Source organism: Leptospira saintgironsiae (genome assembly GCF_002811765.1).
Classification (GTDB): domain Bacteria; phylum Spirochaetota; class Leptospiria; order Leptospirales; family Leptospiraceae; genus Leptospira_B; species Leptospira_B saintgironsiae.
This window is the reverse complement of sequence record NZ_NPDR01000001.1, coordinates 313,988-328,955: the sequence shown is the minus strand read 5'-3', so window position 1 is coordinate 328,955 and position 14,968 is coordinate 313,988. Positions and strand designations below refer to the sequence as shown.

Sequence of the window (14,968 nt, the reverse complement as noted above, 5' to 3'; positions counted from 1 at the left end):
TTTTAGAATTCCGATTTGAAATTGGAAAATGGTCATAAGGAGTCAGAGCTCCGGAGAAACTATATGCCTATCATAGATGAATACGAACTTCCTTCTAAAAAGTCAGATTCAGGTTCCAAATTTGGCGAGGTTCTGCAAGGGATTTGGTTAGAAGATGAGATCTGTTTTGCGATTGCAGGTGGTGGTTGTAAGGCATTCTACGGTTTAGGTTTTGGTCATGAATTAAAAACCTGGGGATTAAAACTCAGACAAGTGTCCGGAGTTTCCGCGGGCGCTGCAATGGTTCTTTCGTTGCTTTGCGAAACGGAAGAAGAATCAGTTTCCTTTTTTGAAAGAATCGTTCGTAAGAACCCACGTAATTTTTATTTTACTCGTTTATTCAATGGTGAGAAGGCATTTCCTCACGAGGATATGTATCGTAGAACAATCCGATTTGGAATGGACTTCGAAAAAATCATTCGCTCTGGCGCAAAAGTTTTTATTCATACGATCAAAGCGTTTCCTAAATCAGATTCCAACAAGAACACATTCAGACTCGCAAGATTGATAGCAGAAACTGGAAAAGCGTTTTTAGAAGATGAAAGAGATCGTAATAAGGGACTTTATACAGAAAGAACATTTCGTGTTTTAAGAAATTGGAATATGAAAGAAATTCTTTTTACGGAAGCAGATTTCAGAGATCCGAGTGTGATTGAACAGATCATAATGAATTCTTCTTCTATTCCTCCTATTGTTTCTTTTCAGAATCTTGGAAAAGAATATTATTTGGATGGAGGACTCACTAATAACTTACTTTTAGAAGCATTCCCTCCAAATGCAAAAATTATAGGAATACATTACGAACCGACTACCATAGTAGGAAAAGATCCTCATTTATTAGATCGTTGTTTTTTAGTAACTCCTTCTAAAACTTTGCCGATCACTTCTTTCGATTACACAAATGCAAAAGGTGTAAGAGAAGCTTACGAGATGGGAAAATCAGACGCGTTAAAGAAGAAAGATCAGATCCTAGAATATCTCAAAAAAGATTGGGTGAAAAAAGCGGAAAAGCTACGTAAGAATTAAGGTTGTACTGTGGATAAAATTCAAAATCCGATCATATCGGTATCTAATGTAACTAAAAAATTCAAAGATGTAACCGCCGTTAGCGATCTCTCTCTGGAAATTAAAAAGGGAGAATTTGTAGGTTTGCTTGGGCCGAACGGAGCTGGTAAAACAACTCTCATCGAAATGTTGGAAGGTATCCAATTTCCAGATTCAGGGAAGATCCAAATTTTAGGCACAAGCTGGAAAGAGAGCGAAACATTTTTAAGAAGTAATATTGGTCTCGCTTTGCAAGAAACCAGATTTATGGATAGAGCCACTGTCTGGGAAACTCTGAAATTATTCGGAAGTTTTTATAAGGCGCCTGAATCCAGACTTCATGAAATTTTAGAACTAACTAAACTTACTGAAAAAAATAAATCCTTCGTGAACAGTTTATCGGGGGGCCAAAGACAAAGATTGGCATTGGGTGTTTCTATCATGAACAAACCCGAAATTTTATTTTTGGATGAGCCAACTACAGGTTTAGATCCAGGAGCCAGAAGAGATATCTGGAAAATTTTAGAAGATCTAAGAGCTTACGGAACAACTATGATTCTCACTACTCACTATATGGAAGAAGCGGAAGTTCTCTGCGAAAGAATTATAGTAATGGATAAGGGCCGAATTTTAGACCAAGGAACTTTATCTGATCTTTTAGGAAAACTGGGTGGTGGGGAAATCGTTCGTTTCTCTTTGGAGAATGGAGCTGATCCAAGTGGCTATCTTCCTGAAAAAGGCAAATTCAAATTTAGTTGGAATTCCGACACGAAAGAAGGCCGCATCAATGTGGAAAGAATTACAGATTATCTTCCTTCTATGTTGGATTCTTTTTCTAAAGCAGGTATCGTTTTAAAAGAACTGGAATGTCATAAAAAAACTTTGGACGACTTATTCCTTTCCATGACCGGAAGAGGGTTGGAAGAATGAAACAAATCTATCATTTAGTCACAATTCAATTAAAAGAATTTTATAGAGAGCCTGGGATCCTTTTCTGGGCATTCATTTTTCCTATTGCTATCGCAGGTGTATTAGGACTCGCATTCACAACTAAGGGAGTTCCCCAAACTAGAGTTGCAATTATTTCTTCTTCACATGATGCGAGTGGGCTTTCTGCGAAGATTGAAAAAGCATTTTCTAATTCTTCTGGTGGGAATTCCAACGGTTTAGGAGTGATCATTCCTCAAGTTCTTACGGACGAAGATGCGATCAAAGCACTCAAAAGAGGAGAGATCAATCTTCTGGTAAAAGAAGATGAAAAAGGAAATTTAGAATTTTCTTTTGATCCAAGCAATGCAAATGCACAGAGAGATTACCTTCTTCTTTCTAATGCCATTTTAACAATGCAAGGAAAAGAACAATCTAGTTCAAGCATCCGAAGATTGGATTCAAAAGGTACTAGATATATTGATTATCTGGTTCCTGGAATGCTCGCTATGGGAGTGATGAACTCTTGTCTTTGGGGAGTTGGTTGGAATCTAATCGAGATGAGGATGAAAAAACTTTTAAGAAGAATGTCCGCAACTCCAATGAATAAGTTGGCGTTTGTAATGTCTTTTTTCTTCACTCGGATTTTTGTAACTACTGTAGAATCTATCATCTTCTTAACGTTTACATTTACCGTTTTTGAAAATGCATTTTTCGGATCTATTCCTGCGGCATTTTTGATCTTCCTAACTGGAAATTTCGTATTCGCATGTATCGGGATTTTTGTTGGTTCAAGAGCACAAAGTGCTCAGGTGGGGAACGGACTAGTAAACGCATTCACATTCCCGATGATGGTTTTATCCGGGATCTTCTTCAGTTATAAAAACTTTCCAGACATAGTGCTTCCTTTTATAAAACATCTACCTTTGACCTTGGTAGCTGATTCTTTAAGAGCAGTATTTATAGAAGGAGCCGGACTCGCAGAAATAGTTTACCCTTGTGTGTTTATGGTCGGGATCGGATTTTTCTTCTTGGGTGTTGGGCTTCGTATATTTCGCTGGTCTTAACATATCTATCTGCAAGGGGACGGGATGAATTCAGAATGGAAACAATGGGTTTATGAAAAAACCGCCAAACCTTTCTTCTTAAGTATTCATCCGGAATCCGCTCACTACTTAGCCCAAAATTTACTTGGGCTTTCTAAAAAACTTCCCTTCGTGTTTCCAGTTTTGGAATCACTCATGACATATTCCAGTAATCGTTTGAAAACAAAGGTCGCAGGAATTGAGTTCGCAAATCCAGTCGGATTAGGTGCAGGTTTTGATAAGACTGGAGAGTTGTATCCGTTTCTTTCCAGATTAGGTTTTGGTTCGATTGAGATCGGAACAATCACCGGTCAAGGGCAACTTGGAAATCCAAAGCCAAGAATTTTCAGATATGCGGAAGACGAAGCTTTAATCAATCGAATGGGATTTAATAATCCTGGCGCGGATGCTGCGGAAATAACAATTCAAAAACAAAAAAAGAACTGCATAAGAGGGATTAACGTAGGCAAAACGAAAATTGTCTCGGAAGAAGATGCAGTAGATGATTATGTATATTCCCTAAAAAAACTCACCGCCTACGCAGACTATGCTGTGATTAATATATCTTCTCCCAATACTCCTGGTTTGAGAAATTTCCAAAAGAAAGAAAATTTTACCAAGCTGATGGATGGTATCAAAAGTGGTTTAGGTGGAAAATTTCCCGTTCCTACTTTTGTAAAATTCGCTCCGGATATGGAAAAAGAAGAATTGAAGGGTTTGTTGGAACTCCTGCCAGATACAAAATTATCAGGTGTAATTCTTACTAACACTACTATAGACAAATCAGTATTAACAAGATATCCAAACGTAGAAAAAGAAGGTGGAGTTTCTGGAAAACCTCTTCGCCAAAGATCCACAGAGTTCGTAAGATATGCTTACTCCATCTTAAAAGGAAGCCTTCCTATCATCGGAGTTGGTGGTATCGACTCAGGAGAAGCTGCATTGGAAAAAATTTTAGCAGGCGCAGATCTGATCCAATTATATACAGGTTATGTATACAACGGACCTTTCCTACCTGTTAGAATATTAGAATATTTAGATGGAGTTCTGAAGAAAACAGGAGCGAGATCAATTAGCGAATTAGTGGGAAAGAATAATATCTAATCTTATTCTTCCGACACTTTACATTTTCCTCTTTCGTCCCATTCTGCTTTCCAGACAGCAGAGTTTTGTTCCTTTACCAAACGAATTACTATATCTGAACAAACTGTTTTGGAACCGTTTTCAGAAACTTCAAAATCTCCCTCATACCTAAACCAGAATTGTTCTTTATTAGGAGTTAGATTTTGACCGAATTCAGGTTCTGTTAAACGAATTAAGTCTACAGATTTAGATTTTCCCTTCTCTTCTAAAATCGCTTCTTCTACTATTTGGTAGACTTCGTCTTTAGATGGAGGTTCTTTACCTGGTTCGGTTACTACAACAGATCTTGCCATTCCTATATCAGAGAAGATCCAACCTTTTTCTCTCACGAATTGGTAGATCACTCCAACAGGAGTTTTGGTTGTTTGGCCTTCTTTTTTGCGAGTAGTAACGAAGAAGGAAAATTTATATCTTAAATCAGTAGGTGCATTCTCTTCAGGAGCTTCTTTCTCGATCAGCTTAGGTTTTCCTGCGGCCTGGACGGAAAGTATTCTGTCTCCTGGGAATTTTTTAGACCATTGATTTTGTAATTCTTTTTTAGCCTTTTCCTCATCAGGAGTTCCTGCAATTTGTGAAGAAAGGTTTGTGGCAAAGGATATTAATAGGACAACCCCGATAATATACATCCTTAACATAGCTCATGAGTTTTATCGTCAGGAAAGATCCTTGTCAATGAAATTCCAAATTTGAAGCTTTATCGCGGAGGAGAGAATTTTGAAAGAGATTCATCTCATAAGACATTCTAAATCCGATTGGAGTGACACTCATTTAAAGGATAAGGAACGGCCTTTATCTAAGAGAGGTCGTAAAAACGCGCGATTTTTAGGAAAATATGTGAAGAAGGTTTCCTTTGTTACGGATGTCGCCCTTGTTTCGCCATCGATCAGAACTTCAGAAACTTGGAAGATATTACAAGGTCTTCAGAATATTACAAAGGACATTAAGATTATAAGTGAAATATATGAGGCAGAGTATTCTGACTTACTTAGGATCTTAAGAGGTCTATCTTCTAAAATTAATAATGTAGTTTTAGTAGGTCATAATCCTGGAATGGAAGACTTGGCAAATTATTTATTATTAGGAAATGATACGGATACTCTTTTCGAAAAATTTCCCACTTCTTCTTTTATTAGTTTAGTAACAGATCAAAAAGATTGGGCGGATCTAGGAAGGCAAAGTTGTCGGCTCAAAAGGTTTTGGATCCCATGAAGAATAATACTTCAAATTTTAATAATATACCCTTCCAAACCTTATACAGTAACGAAATGATTACTGCAAGAGTCAGGGAACTGGGTTTACAGATTGCAAGCGACTATATAGAAAAAAATCCAATTTTTATATGTGTCTTAAGGGGAGGAGTTTATTTCTTCTCTGATCTAACCAAAGCTGTTCCTATTCCAATTGAATTAGATTTTATCCAAGCAAAATCATATGTCGGAACTGAATCTTCTGGAAACGTAGAATTGATCAAAGACCTGGATGCGGATATCTCAGGAAGAGATGTTTTAATTGTAGAAGATATCGTGGATACTGGCCGCACTCTCAAATTTTTAATCTCTCATATTCTTTCTAAAAAACCTAAATCTTTAGAAATTGCTTCTCTATTATTTAAAGAAGGTGGAGAAGCTGTAGGGTATCCAATCAAATACGTAGGTTGGAATATAGGAAAAGAATTCGTGATTGGTTATGGTTTAGACTATGACGGCAAATTTAGGAATCTACCTGGAGTATTCCTTTATTCAGAAGAATGAGGAGTATCTTCCGGTTTTTGGATCAAAGTTTTTAGCCCGGTAATTGAAGTCTCCAGATCTTGGATCTTAGGCAAAAACTTCTGCCCATCTACAAAACTTTTACCTTCATTCTTTCCAAGCTCAGAATATATTTCCGCGCTTAGATCGTGATAGGCCTTTTGCAAACTTATAAAAGAAGATTCTAAATGTCCCGGGGAGAGTGCCTTCTTCTTTATCCTATACTTGCGAAATAAAGAAAATCCGAACTTAAACACCACCAAAGTATAAGCGGGAAGAAGAAGGATGAGTGCCGTCTTTGTAACCGCAAAAATTTCCCAAGACTCGGAAATCGTATGATTTAAAAAAGATCTAAGTCCTGAGATAAAAACTACAGAGATTGTATAATTCGCTCTTGGCGTAGAAGGAGATAAGGTATTGATAACGTATAATAAAGGCAGGGAAAGTAATAAAACCAAAACCAAATCGATAGGAAAGAGATTTGAAATCAAATCCAGAAAATGAACGATGGCTTTATAGGTTTTCACCAGGTCGTCCAACGATTGGTTTAACCTGTCAAAGTCAGCTTTTAGATTGGAGAAAAACTGGGTGATCTGGTTCATTAATTCGTTCCCTAAAATTCCAGGATGGGAAAAGAGAACAGCCCTGTCTCGAAAGCTGCAAGAACTTTCCTTAACTAAAAAGCTCTTCCTGGTATATTCCGTTTTTGCGTTATATTTTTTATTCTATCACGAGGCTCATCTCCCGTTATTCTGGATGGCCGGTTTGGCTTTGATAGGCTACCTCGTATCCAGTATTCTTTTTTGGGGGATCGTATTCGCATTCCGAAAATTAGAAACTAAGATCGTTTTACCTGCGATTTTTGCAGAAGTCGGGATCGAAAGACCCACAATCAAATTAGTTCCTTGGGTAGAAGTTGGCTTCTTTGCTTTTTCAATTCTTGCATGTTGGCTTACTGGCTTTTTTGAGAACAGGTCCGGCATTCTTTTTCTTTTGGTTTATGCAGCTGGAGTTTTAAGCGCAAGACTTATAGACAACAAAACATATTATAAAATCGGATTATTAGGATTAGTTATCTTATCCTCTGGACTTATCAGTTTTAAAAGTTTGCAGAAGGCAGAGATATTCGTGGCTTACTCAATGTTCAAACCTGATTTTGAACAAAAGGACCTATCTCGTTGGAATTACAACGAAGAGAATAGAACCTTAAGTAACGAAGATCTAAAACTAAGCATTCATCTTCCGGAAGAATTTTATTTTCATAATCCTAAAAATTTAAATTTGGAAGATAAAACAGGTATTGGACAGATTGCTGGAATTATTTCGACGAGCGATTCAGATCCGAATCGTTATCCAGCTATTAGGATCTTTTTTGTTCCATTCAGATTCGATGATGAGTCAGAACTACTTTCCGAATTCAAAAAGTTTTTGGATCTCCAAGTGCAAAGAGGAGATATCCAGGAATTGAACGAATTAGAAAGAGAAGTTTTCGAAGACAGATATTACGGGACCTTTTGGACATTCTACGATGTTCTCAGACCAAGATATGCAAAAACCGGAATGTTCTTCTTAGCAAAACACAAACAACCTTACAGTTTGGTCTTTATCATAGACGAAAGTCTTATCAAAGGAAGAAGACACGAAGAATCCGTGGAAAAAATCCTGACCAGCGTAAAGATTGAAGAGTAGGCTCTTAACTAATACTTACGTAATCTAAATGATTCGCTATATGCATTGCATGAGCGAGTTCATACTCTTGTTTAGTTAGTTTTCCATAAGCAAAATGAGGAGCAAATTCTCCATTATAATTGGAGAATGCTGAGATCGCTTTTTTCAGCTCAAGAACGCTATCTGAAATTGAAACACCAGATTGTAAAACATCTGCGCCAGGAATAGGTGCATTTAAATCGTGAGACATCTTACCTTTTCTGGAAAAATTCCAGAAAGCAATCTTACCTAAAGTATTTTGAAAAACTTCGGATTTGTTTTCAGGATAACCTTTAATAGAATAATAAATACTTTGAGCGCAATGAAGAAGTATCTGGCTCGGACTCCATTCTCCATACGGAACGATTGTTTTAGAGAGAAGTATTTTTTCTAACTCTGTATTCACTTCTGAAAAATTAGAAAATTGAAGTCCTCTTTCTTTTACACCTGTTGGAGCATTAGAACAGGATTCAAATACAGTTGTAGAGCTTGCTAGAACTCCTGAAACAACAGCTTTTTGAATGAATTCTTTTCTAGAAAAATTATGATCCGACATAGGTCACTTCCGCAGTTCTTATATTTCTGTTTTCCTATAACTAAGGTAAAGGATAGAAAGAGTCAAGAATTTGATTATTCTTGGGGAAGGTTTCCGATATACTTTGCTCTAGGTCGGATCAGGTTTCCCGAATCATATTGTTCCATTGCGTGAGCTAACCAACCAGAAGTTCTACCTATTGCGAAAATTCCAATGCCTGCACCTTTTGGTAATTTAAGTGCTTTAGAAACAAGTGCAAGTCCTGCATCAATCGTTGCATAATCTTCCAGAAGTTCTTCTATCTGTTTTAAGAATTGTAGATAGAGTTGTACATCAGGATCATCTGAAAAAAACCTTTCTACCATCTGGATTAATTTTCTCCCTCTAGGATCTCCCTTTTTATAAAGAGGATGACCAAAACCTGGGATGTTTTCCCCGCTCCTTAATTTTTCTTCTAAGAGTTGTTTATCTTTCTTTTTGTTTCCGCTTGCTTGGGAAAGAAGAAGGATCGCCTTCTCCGTAAGTAATCCATGTTTGGGACCGGACAAAGCAGCAAGTCCTGCGAGCACAACTTGATAAAGAGAAGCTTCGCTAGAAGCAACACATCTTGCAGTAAAGGAAGAAACATTCAATTCATGATCAGCAGAAAGAATTAATGCTGCTTCTAAAAGTTTAAGTTTTGCAGAGAAATTAGGATCTTCTTTTTTTCTGGAAGAATTCCAGCTGCTCAAAAGTGTTTCTGAAATTTTTCCTACTGATTCTATTTTGCCGGATGAGAATAGAGCAAGATACCTTAAGATAGAAGAAGAAGTTTTTCTGAAAGTTTTGGGATCTTTTCTAAATGCTTTTGCATCTTCATATTCTAAAAAAGGAAGTAATATTCTGGAAATATCTAAGATAGGACGGCCTTCTAATAATTTTAAGATTTTATTACATTCTTCAGATAATACAGGCCAATCTGATTCAAAAGGATTTGTTTCTTCTGCTTCCCAAAGTAAACAAGCTATATCCTCAAAACTTACGTTTTCAGAAAGTTCTAAAACATCTTTTCCTCGGTAAAAGAGAGAATTTTCACCAAGTAAAGTGATAGAAGATTCTAAAACAGGTTGGCCTAAAGATAAAGCAGCCTTTGCTGTTTTGCCAGGTTGGCTCCTTTCTTCTCTTCTTAGCAATAATTGTTCTATATCTTCTCTTCTATACCTTTTACTTCTGTCTTTATTACCTCCGGATTCGGAATGTAATAAGCCGCGACTAACGTATGCGTATATGGTTTGGACTTCTACTCCTAAGGCGGATGCAGCTTCATCCGCATTCAAGAACGGTTTTTTCGAAGAAAAAGCCATATATTGACAATATAATCAACATTGACTATAATCTGTCAACCCGCTAAACTCTAATAGAAACAAAGGAGAAATATTATGTTAATCTCTGAACAGGAAAAAGAGAAAAATTATAGTCCGGGGTTAGAAGGAATACCTGCGGCAAGAACCAAACTTTCCCAGGTAGATGGAAAGGGAGGAAGGTTGATCATTGCAGGCTATCCTGTAGAAGAATTTGCAGGCAAAGCAGTCTTTGAAGAAACTATCTTCACTCTTTGGAATGATAGAAGACCAAAACCTACTGAAATAAGTTTGTTTTCTGAGGAACTCAGATCTTCTCGAAGATTTTCTAAAGTGATACGTACTATCATTGAAGAAGCAGTCTATGCAAATCTTCCTTTGATCGATATACTTCGGATTGGATCTGCTGCTCTTTCTTTAGGCTCTGAAAAAGAAGATCCGAAAAAGGATGCGATGGCTGTTCTTTCTACATTTCCTTTAATTGTTGCTTGGGCCTATCGTTTGTTGAAAGGGCAGGCTCCCGTTCTTCCTAGACAAGACTTAGATATTGCAGCCAACTTTTTGTACATGTTGAATGGCACCGATCCTGATCCAAGAAGTGTTCGTGCATTAAATACATATCTGAATACTGTATGCGATCACGGATTGAATGCTTCTACTTTTGCAGCAAGAGTGATCATATCTACTCAATCTGATATGATCTCTGCTGTCACCGGTGGACTTGGTGCATTAAAAGGACCTCTACATGGAGGAGCACCTGGACCTGCATTGGATACTGTTTTCGAGATAGGAACAAAAGAAAATGCGGAGAAGGTACTAAGAGAAAAATTAAAACATAACGAAAGATTAATGGGCTTTGGACATAGGATCTATAAAGTCAGAGATCCTCGTGCGGATGTTCTTGCAAAAGCAGCGAAAATTCTATACGACAACGATGAAAAAAGGGAATTTTATGATCTTGCAATGTTTGTGGAAAAAACTGCTTTAGATTTGCTGAAAGAATATAAACCGGATCGAATTCTGCAAACCAATGTAGAATTTTATACTGCGTTACTTCTTCATGGATTAGGATTTCCGACTGAGATTTTTACTCCGGTATTTGCAATGGGAAGAGCGGCGGGTTGGACTGCTCATTGTTTTGAACAAATGCAGGAAAGAATTTTAAGACCGGATGCGATCTATACAGGAGAGGACGGAAAACTTTGGAATTGAAAAGACCTATTATCGGGAGAGATATTATCTTCTCTCCCGATTCGATGGATTATTTTTTGGAAGTTTTCTTTCTAACTTCTATTAGATCTGTTTGAACAACTGAAAGTGGATCGATCATTGTTCCTAAAACTCTAAGTCCCAAATGCAAATGGGGACCTGTTGACATACCGGTAGTTCCTATCTTGCCGATCAAATCTCCCTTCTTCACTTTATCACCTGGCTTTACTAAAATTTCAGATTGGTGCATATATAAGGAATAAATTTCCAACCCATGATCTATCACTGTGAAGTTTCCTTCGTAGTACATAGATCTTGCTAAGATCACGGTGCCATCATTGATTGCGTAAATTGGATCTCCAATACCACCTTTGAAATCAGAGCCACCATGAGGACGACCCTTCTCTTTATTATAGATCCTACGTTTATAAAAAGGGCTGTTTAAGATTGGATTGTGAACCGGGTATTCGAAATCCGTTTCTATCTGAAGATCCGACTTAGATTGAAATGCCTTTGCTTTTGCTTCGGAACATTCTTTGATGAATGTTTTTGTTTCTTCTGAAAGTTCGTCAGTCGTATACTGTTTATCCATTGTAAGATGAGAAACTTTAGAAGTCGCAAAGTAAGTTTTTTGGATCGGGATCTCGTACTTCTTGGAATCGTTTTTAGTGAAGAGATGTTTTTCGGTTAATTCCAAAACTCCGTATGGTTTTGAAAATTCAGGAGAGATAGGAAGAAAGGTGAGTATATAACCTTCTCTTTGATTGAATGGGATCTCTTGCCCTTCCCAGCTGATTGTAAAATTTCCGAGCTTATCTAAAATTTTAGGCAAAGGTTTTATTCTTAAAAATAGAAGTTCACCTTGTGCGAACTTTCTACCAGCAAGAGAGAATGAAAACAGTTCTTCCTTTTTTTCTACTATCTCACCTTTTAATCTTTTAGATGTTTTTTGTTCCGAGACAACAGTCTTAGGTTTTTTCTCCTCCTTCTTCTTTTCTGGTTTAGAATTTAGAGCAATGTGGTTCAGCTTTGGAACAACTGAAACTTTTTTAGGTTCTTCTTTTTTCTTTTTAATAGTCTCTTTTGCAAAATGTAAAGAGCTAGAAAAGAGAATTAGAGATACAAATAGAAAGATATTTTTAGAAAAGATACGCATTGGAAAAAGGAGTCCGAGACACGGACATTCTTATAATCGGATAAGACGTATATTGGTACAGAAATATTTTTCCAAATTTGGAAAGAATCTATTCTTCTAATAAAAAGGACTCTAATTCAGGATTTAATATCTGAGGGATCTCATGATGGATCCAGTGAGTGCCTTTAGAAAAGAAACGAACGGATACATCTAAAAATAATTCCAAAGTTTCTTCTGCCATTTCTTTCGCTAAAAACCTGTCTTTCTCTCCCCAGAAAATCCTAGTAGGGACTTTGATCTTTCTGCTTCGGATCAATTTAGGAGGATTTTTGACTGCTGCGCGGTACCAATGTAGCATTGACTTTATACATCCGGGTATTGCCCAAACTTCTTTATAAAGAGAGATTTCTTCTGGAGAGAATGCACCTTTCATAGATGTTTTAGTTAAGGATCTTTCTAATTTTCTGAAATTTAATCTGGAAAGTAAGAATTCAGGTAACCAAGGAATCCTAAAGAAAAGAATGTACATACTCTTCTTTCTTTGAGACTTATCAGAAAGAATTTTTCTTTTCATGATCGTTGGATGAGGGACATTCAAAATGCATGCTTTTCTAAATCTTTCTGGAAACTTGGAGAGAGTCCAATATGTTACTGCTCCTCCCCAATCATGAGCTATAATATCCGTTTTGGAAATTCCATAAACATCTAGAATTGAAATAATATCTTCGGATAAAATATCTAATCCATAATCGGAGATAGATTTAGGTTTAGAACTTCTTGCATATCCTCGTTGATCTGGAGCGATCACTAAATATCCAAGCTTTGCAAAATAACCGATTTGGTTTTTCCAGGCATAAGAGAATTCCGGAAACCCATGTAATAATAATAATGGTTTTCCGTCTTTAGGGCCTGACTCTAATACAAAAAACTTTTGTCCGTTAGCATGTATATATTTGGAACGTACTTCTGGAAAATCAGTGGGGAAAGGAAAAGTTTGCAGTTCTTCTTTTAGATCGGCGGGCATGATAGGGGCGAATATTACTCGGATTCGTTTAGGATTCAAGAAAGAATAATATTTGAGTATGTAAACGATCGTTTATTTATTGTGAACGAAAAGATAGAAGTTATAGATATTCTTCTAATTTACGATAAATGTCTTGAGGCCAATCGGTTAAGCTTAAACTTTTAAGAGATGCAAATCCGTGTAAAAAATCTCCGGAGCATCTCCTTTCTTGTTCACACAGAGCTTCCACATGGATCAAGATATTCTGGCGCCTAAGACGTTTTACTTTTACTCGAAATTCTAATATATCTCCTAACTTAGAGGGCTTATAAAATTTCGCTACGATCTTCATAGCAGGAATACCTTGATGATCTCTACTCACCATTTGAGAAAATCCGAATCCGATTCCTTCTCTAAACCAATCTTCTATCGCTTCTACAAATAAGTTAAAGTATTGAGGTGTGAAAACGACTCCTCCCGGATCACAATGTTGCATCCGAATGATCTTGTTTACGGTGTAAATTTTATTCGCCATACATTTAAACTTCTATAAATTCTTTAAAGTCTCCTCAGTACCTCTCAAAACATTCAGATCTACCGGACCTTCTATCCCTTCCAATCTTGCTCTGCTATGATATTGCCATATGATCCAATTCCTTTTGAAAGAAGAGGATGGATGTCCGAATATATCCCGGATCCAAACTGGATATTCCGAAAAATCGTCTTCTAAATATTGATCTATAAATTCGTAGGTAAGATATAAGATCGGCTTTTTACCATAATGATTTTCTAATGCGATTAAAAAATCTTGGATTTCTTTTTTCACGTCCTGTATGGGAGGTCTTTCTTTGCAGTTTCCAACAAACTCTAGATCGGCAACGGGAGGTAATGACTCAGGATCTTTGGGAACTAATGAAATAAAATTAGCAGCTTGTTCTTTTCCAGAACGGCATAATGTGAAAAAATGATAGGCTCCGACTCTGATCCCTAACTGATTTGCTTCTTTCCAATTTCGTAAGAAGGCTTTATCTTTCCAATCTCCACCTTCAGTAGCCTTAATATACGCGAAGTTGATTTTGTTTTCTGAGACCTTCTTCCAATTAATATCTCCTTGATGATTAGAAACATCAATCCCTCGGATCGGATATTTAGATTCAGATGGATATACAAACCAGATGATTCCTTTATCGAAAGCGGTATATAAACTGCTCACAGCTACGACGAGTATTGAAAGAAGGAGAGTTATTTTTTGAATGGCTTTCATATGTATGCTTTGATAAAGAAATCCTGTGAAAGTAAGAATTCAGCCTTTTTTCTAGATGTTGGAATTCCAACGTCTAGAAAAATTATGTCTCTTATGGGAATTCCGGATTTCAGCAAATCACCTTCTTCTCTTTAGAAAATTCTTCCTAGTTCTACATCTCCACTTTTTAAGCCTCTGAATTTCTAAAAAAACCCCTCATAAAATTCTGGATTCCGCCGAAACAAAGAACAGGGACCGGACAATGATATTAAATAAAGAGGAATGGTTGGATCGGGTGTCTTCTCTTTTCGAGGAAGAAATCCGACTGTACTCCGAAATCCTGGAGTTAGAGAAAGAAAAGACTGAATCGATCACGAAAGCGGACGGAAGATCTTTGGAAACGATTTCTAAAAAGACTTATGAATTGATCGTTCACGCAAGCGAACTGGAAAGAGTTCGTATGTCCGCTATTCATGATGTTTATACATCAGGTAATTTAGGAATTCCTAAAGAAGGCGAACTTACTCTTACTGATTTTTTAAATAAGATAGACCGTGAATCCGAGCACAAGTTGAAACAACTCGGAACAAGATTGAAGGATACGGTTCATAGGCTTAAAGATAAGATCAAAGCCAATGATAAATTGATCCGAACCAGACAGGAATTTTTGAAGGCCACCATCGACGCGATGCGAACAAACGCAAATAGCGGAGAAGTCGCAGTTTACGAGGATGAAAATCCAAGCACTGTTAGGAACAAAAAGAAACGTTCCTCGGTGCTCGTAAACGCTTCCGCGTAAGATTGGATAGG

At 37.0% G+C, this 14,968-nt stretch carries 17 protein-coding genes; 9 read left to right on the top strand and 8 right to left on the bottom strand.

The features are described from left to right. Positions 1 to 63 precede the first annotated feature (63 nt). From CH362_RS01515 to CH362_RS01500, 4 genes are read left to right on the top strand one after another with little or no spacing between them, the layout of a single operon-like run. Entirely contained in the window at positions 64 to 1,065 is a 1,002-nt protein-coding gene (locus tag CH362_RS01515) for a patatin-like phospholipase family protein (RefSeq protein WP_100708590.1), read from the top strand. Between the two features lie 9 nt (positions 1,066 to 1,074). Further along, the gene (locus CH362_RS01510) at positions 1,075 to 2,013 is read left to right on the top strand and encodes an ABC transporter ATP-binding protein (protein ID WP_100708589.1); all 939 of its coding nucleotides are present in this window, start codon (positions 1,075 to 1,077) and stop codon (positions 2,011 to 2,013) included. After that, positions 2,010 to 3,077, top strand: coding sequence for an ABC transporter permease (locus CH362_RS01505; protein WP_100708588.1), 1,068 nt, complete (start codon positions 2,010 to 2,012; stop codon positions 3,075 to 3,077). The genes CH362_RS01510 and CH362_RS01505 overlap by 4 nt, the downstream gene beginning before the upstream one ends. A 24-nt stretch (positions 3,078 to 3,101) precedes the next feature. Continuing rightward, complete coding sequence (locus tag CH362_RS01500) at positions 3,102 to 4,199, top strand: quinone-dependent dihydroorotate dehydrogenase (RefSeq protein WP_100708587.1); 1,098 nt, start codon at positions 3,102 to 3,104, stop codon at positions 4,197 to 4,199. A gap of 2 nt (positions 4,200 to 4,201) precedes the next feature. Here the strand turns inward: CH362_RS01500 and CH362_RS01495 are convergent, their stop codons facing one another. Next, entirely contained in the window at positions 4,202 to 4,864 is a 663-nt protein-coding gene (locus CH362_RS01495; RefSeq protein WP_100709227.1) for a hypothetical protein, read from the bottom strand. A gap of 88 nt (positions 4,865 to 4,952) precedes the next feature. Here CH362_RS01495 and CH362_RS01490 point away from each other — a divergent pair, with 88 nt between their 5' ends. Together CH362_RS01490 and hpt are read left to right on the top strand one after the other, a co-directional pair. Continuing rightward, positions 4,953 to 5,447, top strand: coding sequence for a SixA phosphatase family protein (locus CH362_RS01490; RefSeq protein WP_100708586.1), 495 nt, complete (start codon positions 4,953 to 4,955; stop codon positions 5,445 to 5,447). Then, a complete protein-coding gene (hpt, locus tag CH362_RS01485) occupies positions 5,444 to 5,989 on the top strand; it encodes a hypoxanthine phosphoribosyltransferase (protein WP_100708585.1) in 546 nt (181 codons plus the stop codon). The genes CH362_RS01490 and hpt overlap by 4 nt, the downstream gene beginning before the upstream one ends. Here the strand turns inward: hpt and CH362_RS01480 are convergent. Continuing rightward, entirely contained in the window at positions 5,974 to 6,588 is a 615-nt protein-coding gene (locus CH362_RS01480; protein WP_100708584.1) for a hypothetical protein, read from the bottom strand. The genes hpt and CH362_RS01480 overlap by 16 nt on opposite strands. On the opposite strand from CH362_RS01480, the gene CH362_RS01475 reads away from it, so the two are divergent. Continuing rightward, positions 6,575 to 7,675: a hypothetical protein gene (locus tag CH362_RS01475; RefSeq protein ID WP_100708583.1), complete on the top strand. Its 1,101-nt coding sequence runs from the start codon at positions 6,575 to 6,577 to the stop codon at positions 7,673 to 7,675. The two genes, CH362_RS01480 and CH362_RS01475, sit on opposite strands and share 14 nt — an antisense overlap. Before the next feature lie 4 nt (positions 7,676 to 7,679). Here the strand turns inward: CH362_RS01475 and CH362_RS01470 are convergent, their stop codons facing one another. Together CH362_RS01470 and CH362_RS01465 are read right to left on the bottom strand one after the other, a co-directional pair. Further along, positions 7,680 to 8,249 carry a DUF1569 domain-containing protein gene (locus tag CH362_RS01470; protein WP_100708582.1) on the bottom strand — a complete coding sequence of 190 codons (570 nt, stop codon included), beginning with the start codon at positions 8,247 to 8,249 and terminating at the stop codon, positions 7,680 to 7,682. Positions 8,250 to 8,323: 74 nt separating this feature from the next. Further along, positions 8,324 to 9,571: a citrate synthase family protein gene (locus CH362_RS01465; RefSeq protein ID WP_100708581.1), complete on the bottom strand. Its 1,248-nt coding sequence runs from the start codon at positions 9,569 to 9,571 to the stop codon at positions 8,324 to 8,326. Between the two features lie 75 nt (positions 9,572 to 9,646). Here CH362_RS01465 and CH362_RS01460 point away from each other — a divergent pair, with 75 nt between their 5' ends. Beyond that, positions 9,647 to 10,780 (top strand): citrate synthase/methylcitrate synthase, encoded by a 1,134-nt coding sequence (locus CH362_RS01460; RefSeq protein ID WP_100708580.1) that lies wholly within the window; start codon positions 9,647 to 9,649, stop codon positions 10,778 to 10,780. 49 nt (positions 10,781 to 10,829) lie between these two features. Here CH362_RS01460 and CH362_RS01455 read toward each other — a convergent pair whose 3' ends face one another. The 4 genes from CH362_RS01455 to CH362_RS01440 all read right to left on the bottom strand — a co-directional run bounded on the left by CH362_RS01455 (position 10,830) and on the right by CH362_RS01440 (position 14,179). Then, positions 10,830 to 11,933, bottom strand: coding sequence for a M23 family metallopeptidase (locus CH362_RS01455; protein WP_100708579.1), 1,104 nt, complete (start codon positions 11,931 to 11,933; stop codon positions 10,830 to 10,832). Between the two features lie 88 nt (positions 11,934 to 12,021). After that, on the bottom strand, positions 12,022 to 12,936 hold the full coding sequence (locus CH362_RS01450; protein ID WP_100708578.1) for an alpha/beta fold hydrolase: 915 nt from the start codon (positions 12,934 to 12,936) through the stop codon (positions 12,022 to 12,024). A gap of 100 nt (positions 12,937 to 13,036) precedes the next feature. After that, positions 13,037 to 13,450, bottom strand: coding sequence for an acyl-CoA thioesterase (locus tag CH362_RS01445; protein WP_100708577.1), 414 nt, complete (start codon positions 13,448 to 13,450; stop codon positions 13,037 to 13,039). Positions 13,451 to 13,462: 12 nt separating this feature from the next. Then, entirely contained in the window at positions 13,463 to 14,179 is a 717-nt protein-coding gene (locus CH362_RS01440; RefSeq protein WP_100708576.1) for a glycoside hydrolase family 25 protein, read from the bottom strand. 241 nt (positions 14,180 to 14,420) lie between these two features. Here CH362_RS01440 and CH362_RS01435 point away from each other — a divergent pair, with 241 nt between their 5' ends. Further along, complete coding sequence (locus CH362_RS01435) at positions 14,421 to 14,957, top strand: flagellar protein FlgN (RefSeq protein ID WP_162494895.1); 537 nt, start codon at positions 14,421 to 14,423, stop codon at positions 14,955 to 14,957. Positions 14,958 to 14,968: the final 11 nt, after the last annotated feature.

Coding starts and splice junctions, on each gene's coding strand:
- CH362_RS01515 (WP_100708590.1), top strand. CDS start 64: ATGCCTATCATAGATGAATACGAACTTCCTTCTAAAAAGTCAGATTCA.
- CH362_RS01505 (WP_100708588.1), top strand. CDS start 2,010: ATGAAACAAATCTATCATTTAGTCACAATTCAATTAAAAGAATTTTAT.
- CH362_RS01500 (WP_100708587.1), top strand. CDS start 3,102: ATGAATTCAGAATGGAAACAATGGGTTTATGAAAAAACCGCCAAACCT.
- CH362_RS01495 (WP_100709227.1), bottom strand. CDS start 4,864: ATGTATATTATCGGGGTTGTCCTATTAATATCCTTTGCCACAAACCTT.
- hpt (WP_100708585.1), top strand. CDS start 5,444: ATGAAGAATAATACTTCAAATTTTAATAATATACCCTTCCAAACCTTA.
- CH362_RS01480 (WP_100708584.1), bottom strand. CDS start 6,588: ATGAACCAGATCACCCAGTTTTTCTCCAATCTAAAAGCTGACTTTGAC.
- CH362_RS01470 (WP_100708582.1), bottom strand. CDS start 8,249: ATGTCGGATCATAATTTTTCTAGAAAAGAATTCATTCAAAAAGCTGTT.
- CH362_RS01465 (WP_100708581.1), bottom strand. CDS start 9,571: ATGGCTTTTTCTTCGAAAAAACCGTTCTTGAATGCGGATGAAGCTGCA.
- CH362_RS01460 (WP_100708580.1), top strand. CDS start 9,647: ATGTTAATCTCTGAACAGGAAAAAGAGAAAAATTATAGTCCGGGGTTA.
- CH362_RS01455 (WP_100708579.1), bottom strand. CDS start 11,933: ATGCGTATCTTTTCTAAAAATATCTTTCTATTTGTATCTCTAATTCTC.
- CH362_RS01450 (WP_100708578.1), bottom strand. CDS start 12,936: ATGCCCGCCGATCTAAAAGAAGAACTGCAAACTTTTCCTTTCCCCACT.
- CH362_RS01445 (WP_100708577.1), bottom strand. CDS start 13,450: ATGGCGAATAAAATTTACACCGTAAACAAGATCATTCGGATGCAACAT.
- CH362_RS01440 (WP_100708576.1), bottom strand. CDS start 14,179: ATGAAAGCCATTCAAAAAATAACTCTCCTTCTTTCAATACTCGTCGTA.
- CH362_RS01435 (WP_162494895.1), top strand. CDS start 14,421: ATGATATTAAATAAAGAGGAATGGTTGGATCGGGTGTCTTCTCTTTTC.